This is a genomic window from Streptomyces chromofuscus (genome assembly GCF_015160875.1).
GTDB lineage: Bacteria > Actinomycetota > Actinomycetes > Streptomycetales > Streptomycetaceae > Streptomyces > Streptomyces chromofuscus.
Genome location: NZ_CP063374.1, coordinates 3,910,718 through 3,926,180 on the forward strand (window position 1 = coordinate 3,910,718; position 15,463 = coordinate 3,926,180).

The 15,463-nt window shown below is 71.1% G+C and carries 11 protein-coding genes, 1 tRNA gene, 1 other RNA gene and 1 pseudogene; 4 read left to right on the forward strand and 10 right to left on the reverse strand.

Annotation, left to right across the window (positions count from 1 at the left end; genetic code table 11):
* Nucleotides 1–160: 160 nt before the first annotated feature.
* The 3 genes from purD to ffs all read right to left on the reverse strand — a co-directional run bounded on the left by purD (nt 161) and on the right by ffs (nt 4,830).
* Entirely contained in the window at nt 161–1,414 is a 1,254-nt protein-coding gene (gene purD / locus IPT68_RS17615) for a phosphoribosylamine--glycine ligase (protein WP_189696110.1), read from the reverse strand.
* Between the two features lie 796 nt (nt 1,415–2,210).
* Complete coding sequence (locus tag IPT68_RS17620) at nt 2,211–4,646, reverse strand: DNA polymerase III subunit gamma and tau (protein WP_189696109.1); 2,436 nt, start codon at nt 4,644–4,646, stop codon at nt 2,211–2,213.
* 89 nt (nt 4,647–4,735) lie between these two features.
* An RNA gene (ffs, locus tag IPT68_RS17625) (signal recognition particle sRNA small type) lies at nt 4,736–4,830 on the reverse strand.
* Between the two features lie 73 nt (nt 4,831–4,903).
* Between ffs and IPT68_RS17630 the strand changes: the two genes are divergently transcribed.
* Nucleotides 4,904–4,991, forward strand: a tRNA-Ser gene (locus IPT68_RS17630).
* 205 nt (nt 4,992–5,196) lie between these two features.
* Here IPT68_RS17630 and IPT68_RS17635 read toward each other — a convergent pair.
* From IPT68_RS17635 to IPT68_RS17645, 3 genes are all read right to left on the reverse strand, one after another.
* Entirely contained in the window at nt 5,197–5,598 is a 402-nt protein-coding gene (locus tag IPT68_RS17635; RefSeq protein WP_189696108.1) for a DNA-binding protein, read from the reverse strand.
* On the reverse strand, nt 5,595–5,843 hold the full coding sequence (locus IPT68_RS17640) for a hypothetical protein (protein WP_189696107.1): 249 nt from the start codon (nt 5,841–5,843) through the stop codon (nt 5,595–5,597). Before IPT68_RS17640 ends, IPT68_RS17635 begins: the two co-directional genes overlap by 4 nt.
* A 128-nt stretch (nt 5,844–5,971) precedes the next feature.
* Nucleotides 5,972–6,283, reverse strand: a complete 312-nt coding sequence (locus tag IPT68_RS17645; protein ID WP_189696106.1) for a hypothetical protein — start codon at nt 6,281–6,283, stop codon at nt 5,972–5,974.
* A gap of 263 nt (nt 6,284–6,546) precedes the next feature.
* Between IPT68_RS17645 and IPT68_RS17650 the strand changes: the two genes are divergently transcribed.
* Nucleotides 6,547–9,354: a DEAD/DEAH box helicase gene (locus tag IPT68_RS17650; RefSeq protein ID WP_189696105.1), complete on the forward strand. Its 2,808-nt coding sequence runs from the start codon at nt 6,547–6,549 to the stop codon at nt 9,352–9,354.
* Entirely contained in the window at nt 9,351–10,586 is a 1,236-nt protein-coding gene (locus IPT68_RS34635; RefSeq protein WP_189696104.1) for an SWIM zinc finger family protein, read from the forward strand. Before IPT68_RS17650 ends, IPT68_RS34635 begins: the two co-directional genes overlap by 4 nt.
* A gap of 291 nt (nt 10,587–10,877) precedes the next feature.
* Here the strand turns inward: IPT68_RS34635 and IPT68_RS34120 are convergent.
* Nucleotides 10,878–11,321 (reverse strand): annotated as a pseudogene (locus IPT68_RS34120) (site-specific integrase); the annotation flags it as partial.
* 621 nt (nt 11,322–11,942) lie between these two features.
* On the opposite strand from IPT68_RS34120, the gene IPT68_RS17665 reads away from it, so the two are divergent.
* Entirely contained in the window at nt 11,943–12,971 is a 1,029-nt protein-coding gene (locus IPT68_RS17665) for an AraC family transcriptional regulator (protein ID WP_228039740.1), read from the forward strand.
* A gap of 331 nt (nt 12,972–13,302) precedes the next feature.
* On the opposite strand, the gene IPT68_RS17670 is transcribed toward IPT68_RS17665, so the two are convergent.
* From IPT68_RS17670 to IPT68_RS17680, 3 genes are all read right to left on the reverse strand, one after another.
* Nucleotides 13,303–13,638: an antibiotic biosynthesis monooxygenase family protein gene (locus tag IPT68_RS17670; protein ID WP_189696102.1), complete on the reverse strand. Its 336-nt coding sequence runs from the start codon at nt 13,636–13,638 to the stop codon at nt 13,303–13,305.
* A 48-nt stretch (nt 13,639–13,686) separates the two neighbouring features.
* A complete protein-coding gene (locus tag IPT68_RS17675) occupies nt 13,687–14,079 on the reverse strand; it encodes an NAD-dependent epimerase/dehydratase family protein (protein ID WP_189696101.1) in 393 nt (130 codons plus the stop codon).
* A 469-nt stretch (nt 14,080–14,548) separates the two neighbouring features.
* Entirely contained in the window at nt 14,549–15,394 is an 846-nt protein-coding gene (locus IPT68_RS17680) for an Fpg/Nei family DNA glycosylase (RefSeq protein WP_189696100.1), read from the reverse strand.
* Nucleotides 15,395–15,463: the final 69 nt, after the last annotated feature.

Sequence of the window (15,463 nt, forward strand, 5' to 3'; positions counted from 1 at the left end):
CAGCCGGATAGGACATCGGTCACTCGATGGAATGGCCTTGGGGAGAGGTGGATGACGGAGGGCAAGGATCAGGCCCCGGATCCGAGGGGAGTCCGGGGCCTGTGAAGTACCTGCTCAGGCGGCTGATCGCGGGGGTCGGACGGGTCCGGCCCGTTCCGGGCTACGCGCCCGTCGCCGCCTTCGCCGCGATGTCCGTACGGTGCTGGGAGCCGTCCAGGCGGATGCGGGAGACGGCGCGATACGCCCGTTCGCGGGCCTCGGTGAGATCGCCGCCCGTCGCGGTGACGGACAGCACCCGGCCGCCCGCGCTGACCACGGCGTCGCCGTCGCGCTTCGTCCCGGCGTGCAGGACGTACGCGTGCGGGGCGTCCTGCACGGCCACCGCGTCAAGGCCGGTGATGGGGTCACCCGTGCGGGGGGTGCCGGGGTAGTTGTGCGAGGCGACGACGACGGTGACGGCCGCGTCGTCGCTCCAGCGGAGGGGTTCCAGACTGGCGAGGTTGCCGGTGGCGGCGGCCATCAGGATGCCGGCGAGGGGGGTCTTCAGACGGGCCAGGACCACCTGGGTCTCCGGGTCACCGAAACGTGCGTTGAACTCGATCACCCGCACGCCCCGGCCGGTGATCGCCAGGCCTGCGTAGAGAAGGCCGGAGAAGGGGGTGCCGCGGCGGCGCAGCTCGTCGACGGTCGGCTGGAGGACGCTGTGCAGGACCTCGTCCACCAGCTTCGGGTCGGCCCAGGGCAGCGGGGAGTACGCGCCCATGCCGCCGGTGTTCGGGCCCTCGTCGTCGTCGAGGGCGCGCTTGAAGTCCTGGGCGGGCTGGAGCGGGAGGACGGTCTCGCCGTCGGTCACGGCGAAGAGGGAGACCTCCGGGCCGTCGAGGTACTCCTCGATGACGACGCGCTCGCAGGCGCGGGCGTGCGCCTTCGCGGCGCCGAGGTCGGCGGTGACGACGACGCCCTTGCCCGCGGCGAGGCCGTCGTCCTTGACGACGTAGGGCGGGCCGAAGGCGTCGAGCGCCTCGTCGACCTCGGCTTCCGTCGTGCAGACGTACGAGCGGGCGGTCGGGACGCCGGCCGCGGCCATGACGTCCTTCGCGAAGGCCTTGGACCCCTCCAGCAACGCGGCCTCCTTGGACGGGCCGAACACGGCGATGCCCGCCTCGCGCACGGCGTCCGCGACGCCCGCGACCAGCGGGGCCTCCGGGCCCACGACGACCAGGTCGACACCGAGCCGAGCGGCCAGCTCGGACACGGCCGCGCCGTCCAGGGCGTCGACGGTGTGCAGCTCGGCGACCTCGGCGATGCCGGCGTTGCCGGGGGCGCAGTGGAGCGCGGTGACGGCGGGGTCGAGGGACAGGGAGCGGCACAGGGCGTGTTCGCGGGCGCCGGTACCGATGACGAGGACCTTCACGGGGTCAGCCTAACGGGAGCGGGCCGGGCGGGTTTGTGGGGGATGCCGAAGGGGTGGGGGGTGGGGTGTTGTGCGTTTCTCCGAGGGAGGGGGTGGTTCGGGATGGGGAGGGGGCGGGGCGGCGGGAACAGGGAGTGGGCGGCGCGGGATGGGGGGGTGGGCTCGGTGTGGGGCTCCGGATGGGGGTCGGGGCCTTCCGTCGGGAAGGGTCCGGGGGGCCGCGCCCGGGTGGCGGGGTGAGGGTGCCTGGAAGGCGTGCCTGGGCGGAAGGCGGGCCTGCCCGGGCCGGTGGTGCTGGGGCGGACACGCTGAGCGTGCCTGAACGGGCGGGCTGGGCCTGGCGGCGGAAGGGCGTACACCGGGTGCCTGGTGAGACGGGCGGTCTGGGCCTGGCGGCGGAAGGGCGTACACCGGGTGCCTCGTGAGACGGGTGGCTGGGGCATGGTGGCGGGAGGGCGTACCCCCGGTGCCTGGTGAGGAGAGGCGTGGCGGCGCGAGGGCGTACCCCGGTGCCTCGTGAGGAGAGGTGAGGTGGCCGGGGCGTGGCGTGAGGACGGCGTGGCCGAGCGGCGTCTCCTCGGGGTCAGCGTGCCCCCAGCCGCGCCGTCGTGGTGTCACCGTGTCGGCGCGGCGTCGCTGGGGCGTCAGTACGCCGGGCCGCGCCGCCAAGGCATCAGCCCGCCCGGCCGGCCCGCCACGGCGTCAGCAGTCCGCACGGCGCGCTGCGGGCGGCGTCACCACGCCCGAGCGGCGGCAGTGCGGGCGTCGGCGTGACCGCGGAGCGCCGCCGCGGCCGTCAGTCGTTCGAGAACTCCTCCATGACCGTCGCCCCCAGCTCCCGCACGATCAGTTCCTGGCCGGAGAGGGCCGACTCGTCGAGGTCGGGGTCGTCGTCCTCGGGGATGTCGTCCTCGATGGAGACGGGAGGCGGCTCCGGCGCGGAGGGCGGCATCGGGGCGGGCGCGGGTGTCGCTGCCGGGGCCGCGGTGGCCTGGGGAGGAGCGGCCGACGTGGGCTGCGTCGACGCCGGGCGCTGGGCGGGCGTACCGCTGCCGCCGGTGCCTCCCGGCGTACCGCCGCCGTACCCGCTCGTGGTGCCGCCACCGCCGTAGCCGCCGGGGGCACCGCCGCCACCGGCGCCGTACCCACCGGGCGTCCCCACGCCGCCGTAGCCCCCACCGCCACCGCTGCCCGGTGACGGCGGAGCCGAGCCGCCGCCCGACGGGTCGACGACGGCCTCGATCTTCCAGTGGACGTTGAACTGCTCGACCAGCGCCTGGCGCAGTACGTCCTCGCTGCCGCTGCTCGCGAAGTTGTCCCGGGCGCCGGCGTTGACGAAGCCGAGCTGGAGGGTGGTGCCGTCGAAGCCCGCGACCTGGGCGTTCTGGCTGAGGAGGATCCAGGTGAAGCGGCGGCGGTTCTTCACCGCTTCGAGGATGTTCGGCCAGAGGGAGCGGGGGTCGAGGCCGCCGGTCGGGGGTGGTGAGGCGGGCGTGGCCGCCGCGGGCGGCGCGGGCGGTGTCGTCGGTGTGGGCGCGGCGGGGCCGGGCGCCGCCTGGGGCCGGGCGCCGCCGCCAGGAGGCGCGGCGGTGGGCCAGCCGCCGGGGCGTCGGCCGGCGGCACCGGCAGGGCTCGCGGTGGGCCAGGCGCCGGGAGCTGCGGGGCCCGGGGCGGGTTCGGGATCCTCAGGTACGGGGGCGCGGGCCGCCGGTGCGGTCGGTGCGGGGGCGGAGGGCGGTTGCTGGGCGGGGCGGCCGGGACCGGGGGCCGTGGGCGCACCCGGGCCGCCGACAGGACGTGCGTCGCCCTGCTGGTCCCCGGCGGCGGGGCGGCCGGGACCGGGGGCCGTGGGCGCACCCTGCCCGCCGTGTCCGCCGGGCACGGCGTCCGTCGTCTCCGGGACGCCTCCGCCTCCCCCGGGCGCGGAGGCGCGCGCCGCGGCCCGAGCCGCCGCCATCCCGCCGCCCGGCGGAATGGCCGCGCCCGCGTCGGCGGCGCCCGCGGGAGCTCCCCCATGAACAACGGGCCCGGGCACGTAGCCCATGGCGGGCGCTCCGGCCCCCGCGGAGAAGTTGACCCCCCGCTCCAGCCGGTCGAGGCGAGCCATCACGGACCGCTCGTCGCCGTACGCGGCCGGCAGCAGCACACGTGCGCAGATCAGCTCCAGTTGCAGACGCGGGGAGGTGGCGCCGCGCATCTCGGTCAGGCCCTCGTTGACGAGGTCGGCGGCGCGGCTCAGCTCGGCGGGGCCGAAGGTGCCCGCCTGCGCCTGCATCCGCTCCAGTACGTCGACCGGGGCGTCGATGAGCCCCTTCTCCACGGCGTCCGGAACCGCCGCGAGGATCACCAGGTCGCGCAGCCGCTCCAGCAGGTCGGCGACGAACCGCCGCGGATCGTTGCCGCCCTCGATGACGCGGTCGACGACCTCGAAGGCGGCGGCCCCGTCCCCTGTGGCGAAAGCCTCGACGACGGAGTCCAGGAGCGATCCCTCGGTGTAACCCAGCAGGGAGGTGGCCATGGCGTATGTCACACCGTCCGCCCCGGCGCCCGCGAGGAGCTGGTCCATGACCGACATGGAGTCACGCACGGACCCGGCGCCGGCGCGCACGACGAGCGGCAGGACGCCGTCCTCGACCGGGATGTTCTCCTTCTGGCACACCTCCGCGAGGTAGTCCCGAAGCGTCCCGGGCGGCACGAGCCGGAACGGATAGTGATGGGTGCGCGACCGGATCGTCCCGATGACCTTCTCGGGCTCGGTGGTGGCGAAGATGAACTTCAGATGCTCCGGCGGTTCCTCGACGACCTTCAGGAGCGCGTTGAAGCCGGCCGACGTGACCATGTGGGCCTCGTCGATGATGTAGATCTTGTACCGGCTGCTCGCCGGCCCAAAGAAGGCCTTTTCCCGCAGCTCACGGGCGTCGTCCACACCACCGTGCGACGCGGCGTCGATCTCGATGACGTCGATCGATCCGGGGCCGTTGCGCGCGAGGTCCTGGCAGGACTGGCACTCGCCGCACGGAGTCGGCGTGGGTCCCTGCTCGCAGTTCAGGCACCGCGCCAGGATCCGCGCGCTGGTCGTCTTGCCGCATCCACGCGGACCGCTGAACAAGTACGCGTGATTGACCCGGTTGTTCCGCAGCGCCTGCTGCAGCGGGTCGGTGACATGCTCCTGCCCGATGACCTCGGCGAAGGACTCCGGGCGGTAGCGGCGGTACAACGCGAGAGACGACACGCATACGAGGTTATAGGCGCCCACTGACAACGGGCCCCGCCCGAACGAGGCCCCCGGCCTCCGGACCTGCGCCCTCCCCGCCCGGCAACGCAAACGCCCCCCACGCACCCGCCAGAGCCAACCTACCCTTGCTGCCTTCCGGCCCTGGGGGAGTTCAGTCAGATAGCGCCGCGTGAGGGGCTTCGCACAGCCTACCCGATGCCGAGGTGCGGCAACGAGTTCGCGAGCACTCCTCTCGGTCATGTAATGTTTCCGGCGGAGGATTCGCCTAGAGGCCTAGGGCGCACGCTTGGAAAGCGTGTTGGGGGCAACCCCTCACGAGTTCGAATCTCGTATCCTCCGCCAGTGCCTCACCGGGCACGATGTCGAAGGGCCCCACCGTTCACGGTGGGGCCCTTCGACGTTCTCCGTCTCATTTTTCGTCTCAGCCTGAGGAGCTTTGACACCGAACGCGGTCATGCCCCGTTCACCCACCGCGGGCTGACCTGCGGCGACTCTGGTTTCTGCGGACCCACGCGGATCTGCTGATGATCCCGGGACGACGTCCCGGTCATAGCCCGATCATCCGGACCTTGCTGCCGCACAGCCGGGCCATGTCATCGGCATCCGACGTGAGGATGGCGACCGGGCCAGGCTGACGCAAGGCGGCTTCCGCGACGGTGACGTCGATCGCGTACTTGTGTCCGTGCAGACCGGCGCCCTTGAGTAGTTGGGCCGCCGACTTGGCCGCCGCCTCCGTGACCGGCTCCACCTTGACCCGGGACAGTGCCCATTGCAGTCGGGGCAGGTTCACCCTGGCATGGCTCACCTCCACGATGGTGTTGGCGCTGACGACAAGGTCCGCTCCCATGTCGTGGAACACCTGGAACATCGCCAGAATTTTCCGGTCCTGCGCCAGCCAGGCCGACAGCCCCTCGCTGTCCAGGACGACGGTCTCAATGTGCCCGCTCACGCGGCGCTCGCGCCGCCGGCGGCCTGCGTCGTACCGAAGATCCGCGCCCGCGCCTCGGCCAGCTCTTCCTCACTGAAGGCCCCATGATCGTCTGTGTGGCTGCGCAGGTCGGCCCCCAGGAGCTGGTGCCGGATCTGCCTGGCGACCGCTTCGGCCACGTAGCCGGAGATGTTGTCCGTGATCTTCTTCAGCTCCGCCACCTGCTCGGTGGGGAGTGTCACCGTGATGCGCGTGGTGTCAGCCATAGCCTCAAGCATACTGCGGTATGCGCACTACGTGCTGTCTGTTCCTCGCAGTCGGTCCTGTCAGCGGCAGTCGGGGCGAGTGTCCGTTCGAGCAGGGACTCAGCTGGGCAGTTGCTTGACGCGCCAGTTCAGCGGGCCCAGTAGCGGTATGCCTCGATCCATTGCGAGCCCTCGGGGGCGGGTTCCGGCAGCGGCAGGTCCAGAATTCCGATGTCCTGTCGGACCGCCCCCCGGGCGCGGTGTGCGACCACGCGTCCGTCGTCGGTCAGGTCGACCCCGACCACGCTCACCTCGACGCCGAGAACGGTCGTGGTGAACGGCACGGCAAGGCTCTCCTCGATCATCGTGAAGAAGCCGGTGAGCTGCTCATCCTCACCGTAGGCGTCGATGGTGGCCTCTTCGATCAACGCCTCCAGCGCGGCTGGGGTCCAAGTGCTCATGGCCTCACCTAGCGTTGCACCGTACGGCGGAGGACCGGTGTGTTCAACAGCGGCGTATCCGTCGTGGCGCCGTCGCCGGCAGTCAAGTCAAGGCTCGCGGTTGCCAGCGTGTGACGTTGCCTGGTGGGGTTCGGTAGTGAGCGGCCCAGGGGAGGGCCCGGCAAGCGACAGGGCGGAAGAGAGTGGCACGAGTCGTCGTACGAGAGCCGAGTACGGGCACGAGGAGCGCACCGCCGCTGGCCCGGCAGGAAACATCCGCCTTCGTGAGGGAACTGCTCGGCGCCGGCTGGGCGGCGGTGTTCCTGCCCGATGAGCCCGCCCGCCTTGGACGGCTGCTGCTGTGGAAGCCGACCGGGGCATCAGCCGGAGGCAGTACGGCGCCCACCGGCCTTGAGACCGAGGCGGTGGAGCTGGTCCTGCCGCACGGCCGCTCGGTCAGGCGGCGCAGGGTCGAAGGTTACGCGCTGCCTGTCGCCGTCGCTGTCTCCGCCCTGGCCGATGCGGAGCCGACGCATCCCTCCGGCGTCGCCTGGCAGGCCGCCACTCGTTTCGCGCTGCGGCTGCTCGCCGACGGCCGCCTCCACCCGGCGCTCACCCCCGCCGGTTACGACACCTGGCAGGTGGGTCCTTGCACCGCCGCCCAGCGCCAGACGCTGGATGCCCTGGCCGCCGCCTTCCCGCCACACGCCCACTGCCTGCCCGAGCCGGGCCCTGCTCCGGTACGGATCGTCGAACCGGCTGCGCTGGTACGCCAGTTCTGCGACGCGGTCGCCGATGATCTGGTCCGTACGCCGGCCGCGCCGCTCGCCATGGGAGTGCTGCCGTACGCCTGGCGCGAGGCCCGTGCCGTGCCCGCCCTGCGGGAGTGGGCCGAGGAAACCCAGGTGGCGCTCACCGCCGAGGTCAGTGTCTCCCTGCGCGTCGACGTACCCGAAGGACGCCGACGGCAGTTCCGGGCCGTCCTGCAGCTGCACACCGCAGCGGACCCGGCGCTCGTCATCGAGGCCGCACGGCTGTGGAGCGAGCCGACCGAAGTGGAGCGACTGCTCGGCCCGCGCGCCGAGACCGAGACCCTGCTCGCCCTGCGCCGCGGCGCTCGAGCCTGGCCCCCGCTGCGCAGGCTGCTCGACGATGCCGCTCCCGATCAGCTCCGGTTGACCGACGACGAAGCCTTCGATCTCCTCGGGGACGCCACGGACGCGCTGCGCGCGGCCGGTGTCGACGTGCACTGGCCGCGCGACCTGGTCAAGGCGCTCACCGCGACCGCGGAGATCGGGCAGCGCACCGCCCCCGGTTCCACCGCGGGCGGCCTGCTGGACACTGAGGCCCTCCTCGACTTCCGCTGGCAGGTCTCCCTTGGCGGCGAGCCGCTCACCGAGGCCGAGATGGATGCTCTCGCAGAGTCACGCCGTCCCCTCGTCCGGCTCCGCGACCAGTGGGTGGTCGCCGACCCGAAGCTGGTGGCCCGCGCCAAGCGCCGCCGGATGGAACCCCTCACCCCCATGGAGGCGCTCGGCGCCGCGCTGACCGGCGAGGCGGAAAGAGACGGCGAGCCGGTCCCCTGCGCGGCCATCGGCCAGTTCGGCGATCTCGTCGCCCGTATCCGCGACCCCGCATCCCGCACCCCCGCCGCGCAGCCCGCCGCGCTCAAAGCCACGCTGCGCGACTACCAGAAGCGGGGCCTGGCCTGGCTGGCCGAGATGTGCGCACTCGGCCTCGGCGGCTGTCTCGCCGACGACATGGGCCTGGGCAAGACCATCACCTTGCTCGCTCTGCACCTGCACCGCCAGAGCGACCCCACCACCGCGGGCCCCACCCTTGTCGTCTGCCCGGCCTCCCTGCTCGGCAACTGGCAGCGCGAGGCGGCCAGATTCGCACCGCTCACCCCCGTACGCCGTTACCACGGCGGCGACCGCCACCTGGGGGACCTGGCCGGCGACGAGATCGTCCTGGTCACCTACGGGGTGCTGCGCCGCGACCGCGAAGTGCTCGCCGAGACAGCCTGGTCGCTGGTGGCCGCCGACGAGGCCCAGCACGTCAAGAACCCCTACGCCGTCGCCGCCCGCGAACTGCGCGCCCTGCCCGCCCGCGCCCGCGTCGCTCTCACCGGCACCCCCGTGGAGAACAACCTCTCCGAGCTGTGGGCACTGCTCGACTGGACCACCCCCGGGCTCCTCGGCACACTCACCGCCTTCCGTGACCGGCATGCCCGCGCCATCGAGGCGGGCGAGGATCCCGAGGCAGCCGAGCGCCTGTCCCGTCTCGTACGTCCCTTTCTGTTGCGCCGCAAGAAGTCCGACCCCGGCATCGCGCCCGAACTGCCGCCCAAGACCGAGACCGACCACGTCGTCCCGCTGACGGCCGAGCAGACCAGTCTGTACGAGGCACAGGTCCGCGAGACCATGGCGAAGATCGCGGAGTCGGAGGGCATCGCCCGACGCGGCCTGGTACTCAAGCTGCTCACCGCGCTGAAGCAGATCTGCAACCACCCCGCCCAGTATCTGAAAGAGCACAGCCTGCGCCAGTCCGTTTCCCTGCGGGGCCGCTCCGGCAAGCTCGACCTGCTCGACGAGCTTCTCGACACCATCACCGCCGAAGGCGAATCCGTGCTGGTCTTCACGCAGTACAAACAGATGGCGGCTCTGCTGGAGCGGCATCTCGCCGAGCGCGGCGTCCCCACTCTCTTCCTGCACGGCGCCACCCCCGTCGCGCGGCGCGAGGAGATGGTGGACCGCTTCCAGCGCGGCGAAGTGCCGGTGTTCCTGCTGTCGTTGAAGGCGGCGGGCACCGGACTCAACCTCACCCGCGCCACTCACGTCGTGCACTACGACCGCTGGTGGAACCCGGCCGTCGAGGAACAGGCCACCGACCGCGCCTACCGCATCGGCCAGGACAGACCCGTCCAGGTACACAGGCTCCTCGCCGAGGGAACCGTGGAGGACAAGGTAGCGAAACTGCTCGAAGCCAAGCGCGCCCTCGCCGACGCCGTCGTCGGCTCCGGCGAGGCAGCCCTGACCGAACTGTCCGACGCCGACCTCGCCGAACTCGTCGCCCTGGGAAGGCAGTCATGAGCCCCGCTGTCCCCGGCCCGCGCCGTGCGCCCGCCCGCGGCAAGCGAGCCTTCGCCGCGACCTGGTGGGGACAGGCATGGGTAGCCGCCCTGGAGGACTCCACCCTGGACGCCGGTCGGCTCTCGCGCGGACGCACCTACGCCCGCAAAGGCATGGTCGGCCCGGTCACCGTCGCTCCGGGCAAGGTCACTGCCGCTGTCCAGGGCAGCCGCCCGCGCCCGTACCGCTCCTCAGTCCACCTGCCCGTCCTCACCGACCCTCAGTGGGACACCCTGCTCGACACGATCGCGGCCCGCGCCGGACATCTCGCGGCACTTCTCGACGACGAGATGCCCGCCGAACTCGTAGACGACGCCCGGCACGCAGGCGTCCCTTTGCTCCCACTGCCCACCGAGCTCGATCCGGAGTGCTCCTGCCCCGACTGGGGATACCCCTGCAAGCACGCCGCCGCGCTCTGCTACGCCATCGCCGCCACCACCGACACCGACCCCTTCGTGCTCTTCGCGCTGCGCGGCCGCGGTCGCGAGGAGGTCTTCGCCCAGCTGCGCGCACTCCGTACGGCAGCACAGGAGACCGCCGCGCCACCGGCACCGGCCGGCATCCCGGCTGCCGCCGCGTACGCCCACTGGGCCGAAGCGCCCTCCGAACTGCCCGAACTCCCGGAACCCGCCGCCCACACCACAGCGCTGCCCGTCGCCCCGCCACCCGGCACCGGCCTGGCTGCCGCGGACCTGGAACGCCTCATGGCCGACGCCACCGCGCGCGCCGCCCGGCTCCTCGCGGGCGACAGCGCCGACCTGTACCTGACCCAGCACCAGGACGCCGTCCGCACCGCCGCGAGCAACCCCGGACCCGAGTGGTTCCACCACCTGATCCAGAACACAGGCATCAAACCCGCTGCCTTCGCCCGCCTCACCCGCGCCTGGCGCCACGGCGGCCCCACGGGCATCACCGTCGCCGAACAGCCCCACACCCCCGACCCGACGGTGATGAAGGCCGCCCGCACCGCCCTGGACGCGGCCCTCGCCGAGATGACCGACTCCCCCACACACCTCAGAGCCTGGCGCAACCGCCTCACCCTCACCCACCACGGCATCCAGCTGCGTCTGGGCCCCGACGCCCGCTGGTACCCCTACCTCCAGGACGACGACGGCGAATGGTGGCCCGCGGCACCGGCCGACAGTGACCCGGTCACCGCGCTCACAGCGGCCTGGTCGCAGAACGGGGAGTAAGGAGGCGATTCCCCGCTGACCAGGAGCCACGAACAGAAGCTGGACACACTCACGCTGCTCCACTTCCGTGGTTGCAGTTCTGGTGGCATTCACCGGCGTACAGCACCGTTCAGAAGTCCCGCCGGCACCCGCTGCACCGCAGGTCAGAACGCTCCCGTAGGCCCCAGAACCCCCAGCCGAACATGTGGAGAGCGTGTTGGGGGCACCCCTCACGAGTTCGAATCTCGTATCCTCCGCCGGCTCAGAGGGCCGGACCGCATCAGTGGTCCGGCCCTCTGGCGTTCGTCCGTCTCAGTCTCCGTCTCCGTTGGCTTCCGGGCCGGCTCCCCGTCGCTCCCGGACGGCGTCTCCGACCTGCTGCGCGACCTTGCGGAGCATGGCTCCCGTCACCTGCATGTGGCGGGCTCGCATGCGTGCCGCTCCCCCAGGGCTCCCAGCCCATGATCGAGTCGAGTACGACGTCCGGGACGCCGAGGATCGGCAAAACCGTCGCGGCGGTGGGCGAGCGTCATGAAGACGGCCGTCTCGTACGCCCGCGTCCCGCAGCAGACGCTTCCCGACGTGGAAGTCGGCGTTCGGGCTGAGGGGAGCGCCGGTCGGTGTGGCGAAGACGTACCCCTGGTCCTCCCGGTCGGCACCGGCAGCGATCCGTTCCCGCTCCTGCTCTTCCTTGTGTTGGCGCAGAAGCTTGATCAGCGGAACGGGCAGTCCGACCGCGCGACGCCCGGCGCGCGAGCATGGTGACCCACTCCGCCAGGGCATGCGGCAGGACGGGGGCGGCAGGACGGATGAGCAACGATCGCCCAGCAGTGTGGTGGGGACATCCGAGATCTCGTCAACTCTGCAGGACGCAGGTCGCGTTGCGCCTCCCGGGCACCACCCGATCGGAAGGCAGCCCCAAAAAAGCTCGGAGTCCGGTATCAGCAGAGGCGCCGTTCGAGAGTGATGCCGCTGCCGCGGTAATGGAGATGCGCGCGGTCGCCTCTCGACAGGACACGCAGCGAGCGGCACAACTTACGGGCAATCTGCGGCAGTCACCCATCCGAAGTGGGCCACTTCGGCCCCGGGAACAACGCCGCCTTCGTGCCTTGCTCGCATCAGTGGCCCGACCAGCCCTCTGCCGTGAACGATTCAACACGTAGCGTCACAGGATATCCGGCAGTGGAAGAACAGAGCCACTGAATAGAAGAGCGATGCCGTGACCGCTTGATCATTTCGACAGCCTCTGATCCAACCGAGTAAAATAGGATGTTCGTGTGGGACGCCGATGTCACCTACTTCGCAGACCGTGCACGCTTCCGTGGACGGCTCTACTCCCTCGCCATTCCTATTGCAGAGCGTTGAAAAGAAGCGCGTATGAGCGACCCAAAGCTGGAAGATATCGCAGACTCTCCGCGGGAGCGGGAACGTAAAACTGACTTCAAGACCTACATGAGTCTCACCGCCCGGCAAGCACGAGAGTCCGAAAACGTCTTCCACGACTGGAAAGATGGGCCCTTCTCGCACCTCAGACGCCTTGCCATCCCCCAGCAATCCAGTGGTGCTGGATTCAAATTTGCGGCGAACGGTCATCTCTTCGAGGAGCTGCTGTCCGTAAAGGTCTACTGCGACGCCCTGACCGGCGTTTCGGGGGACGACCTCGATCGAGATCCCATCGTTGCCGACCTGGTGACCTCCGGACGGATTACCTTCTCGAGAAAGAAGGCGTCCCACGTCGTCAACCCCGGCCAGATATGCATTCGAGACACGAAGGCGTCGTGGGACTTCGTATGCGAACCGGGTACTCGCGTACGCGTCGTATCCATCCCTCGGCACCTGGTTTTCTCCGGGCGTGGATCACTGGGGGTTTTTAATCAGTCCTACCTCTCGGATGTCGCTGCCCCCGAGGTCCGGTTCCTCGTCAACTTTCTCGAAGCAATCGAAAAGAGCAGTGACGATCTAGACCGTTCGTGCCCTGCTCGGAGCATTGCGATGGATGCCTGCGCAGCTCTCTTCTCCGGGATGCTCACCAATCAGCCTCATGGGGTAGTGCACGATCACCCCAATGCCACCGTCAAGGCCGCGAAGAATGTCATCGAGGGAAATCTCGACCGGCATGACCTTTCCCCAGCGATGATCGCCCAGTTGGTCGGTGTATCCGTCCGGACGCTGCATCGTTCATTCTCGGAGTCGAATGACTCGATCATGGCCTTTACCCGTCGGCGGCGCCTACAGAAGGCTCACGCCGAGCTCATGCGACACGGCAAGGCAGCGAAGGTGTCCGAAATTGCCGCACGTTGGCACTTCGCGGACGCGAGTCACTTCATCAGGCACTTCAAATCGTTCTATGGCGCTACACCAGCCGCGTACCTCAGGAGTCAAGGCGAAACGGACGGCAAAGAGTGACCGAGGGCCGGTCACTGCAAGTGAAGCGAATATTGAGCAGGCTCTGAGAGGATCTGGATGGTTCGGCGTGAAGGAACGTATGCGCCGATATGGCGCGTCGGTTGGCAGCGAACGTCTCCCGGCGCTTGGAGAGGCAGCCTCGCGGACCGCTTGATGGGCCTGCACGGGGATACGGATAGGACGCTGGTGCCAGGCCAGGCTGTCGCCGTACACGTGGCCGCAAGCGCTCCGCGACCGCCGATGCAGCCGTCGGCGGTGCACCGCACGTAGGCGCAGGAGCTCGTGGCGTCCCGGTACACGGGGCACGGGGCACGGGTGGGGTGGCGGGGCGTCACCCGACGGTGGTGACCACCATGTGACGGTCCCGCAGCAGGGGCACAATCCGCCCCAGAGCGAGATCACGGAAATGCGGACTCGCCCGATGGGCGTCCATGGCCGCGCGGTCCGCGTAGCGCTCAACCAGCAGGATGTCCCCGCCGTCCCCCTCGGGGTGGAACAGCTGGTAGCCGAGGCAACCGGGCTCCGACCTGGAGGCGCGGACCAGGTCCGGGAGCAGGGCGCGGATGTCCTCCTGGCTGCCGGGCGCAGGGCTCCACCGGGCGAGCACCACGATGTGTCCCGGCGATGCCCCGGTCAACGGCCACACCGTCTCCACGCTTCCACTCATCGGTCTGCTCCCTGCGGTCCTCGGCACGGTTTCACGCATATCCGGTGTTCACGGGCATCGTGACACCGCGCGCCGCCCCTTCCGGCCCGTGGCGGCCCCGGACACGCGGGGACGACCACGGACAGCCGTCCGCCCCGCCGCTACGGCCGAGGCGGATGACCGATGTGATGGCGTGACGGCGTCAGACCGGCACCCCTGCGACCGACTCCCTGGTCGCTGAGACTGGCCGCTGGACGCGTTGACGACGGCCGACGGGGCAATGTCGGCGATCAGCCCGGCGACACACGCCGGATGCCGGACGTCGAGCGGATGCCAGACGACACCCGAGGCACTGCCGGGCCGGGAGGCGGACGTCGCGGCCGTGTCGTGCCCCGTCGCGGCGGCCTGACGGACCAGTTCGGTTCCCAGAAAGCCACTGCCACCGATGATCAGGACTGCCATGGGCTGCCACGGTAGCGGAGGGGATCGGTGCTGGGTTGGCCTCGTGCGTCGGGGCCCAGCATCGCCTGTCCCCGGCCGAGGCAGAGCACGGCCGTGCCATTCGCGTGCCGGATCGTGCGGGGAAATCAGTGCAGTGATCGCCGCCGGAAGACCCCAGCTTTCCAAGCTGAGGTGCTTGGGCGGACTGCCGGCGTGCCCGCCGGGCGAGGTGCGCCAGCACCAGATGTCGCGGAGAGTGGAAGGAGGGAAGGGAGCGTTCCATGAGCTGTGGCGCCGTCACGGCCGCCGGCACCACCACATCCATCCCTACCCGTCGCTATGGCTACTATCCGCCGCATCGTCCTTACGTACCGTCGCCGGAGCCTCGCGACCTCGCCGCGGACACGGAGGAGGTCAGCGACCACCCGCGGCAACTCCGGGAGGAGATTGCCGGGCTGGTCGCCGGGACGGTGCCTGCGAGGCCGCGCCCTTACCGGGCCCCTGCGCCACCGTCCCAGACCGTCCCTGGCCGCGATCCCGGCTCCTCCTCAGGAGCCCCCGGCTGGCACCGCGGGCACCACACCGTCGTGCGGCCCGCCAGCCGGGACCGGCGCAGGGGCGCGCCGCAGCGGGGGCAGTGCGGGTCGGGGGCGTCGCGGTGGCCGGTGAGCCAGGAGTCGCGCGGTGGGACGCAGCCCGCGGTGATCGCGGAGCGCAGGGTGCCGCGCATCTCGGTGTACAGGCGCCGGCGGTCCGCCTCGGTGAGGTCGGCCGCCCGGCCGGTGGGGCGGAGGCCCGCGCGCCACAGGATCTCGTCGGCGAGCAGATTGCCGAGCCCGGCCAGCACGGACTGGTCGGTGAGCGCGGTCTTCAGGGCGCCCCGGCGGGCGGCGAGCGCGGCCTCGAACTCCTCGCGGCGCACCGCCATCGCGTCAGGACCCTGGCGGTCCAGCAGCCGCGCGACCTGGGCGTCGTCGGCCAGCCACAGGCCCTGCAGCTTGCGCTGGTCGCGGAAGCGGAGCTGACGGTCGCGGCCCACGGTGAACAGGACGCGGTCGTGGGGTGCGACGGCGACGTCGGGATGCTCGCAGACCAACCGGCCGGTCATGCCGAAGTGCAGCATCAGGGTGTGGCCGCCGCCGGTGCGGGCGAGGAGCCACTTGCCGTGGCGGTCGAGCACGGTGAACCGGCGGCCTTCCAGCGCCTCGCGCAGCCGCCGCGCGCTGACCCCGTGCAGCACGCCCGCGTCCCGCACGTCGACGCGCCGGACGACCCTGCTCATCGCGCAGGACTCGAACACCCTTCGGAAGCCCTCGACGTCCGGAAGTTCTGGCATGGCTCACCTCCAGGCACGCCGGGCCGACGCGCTCCCACGGCGGGACGGCGGGACGGCGGGACCGGCGGG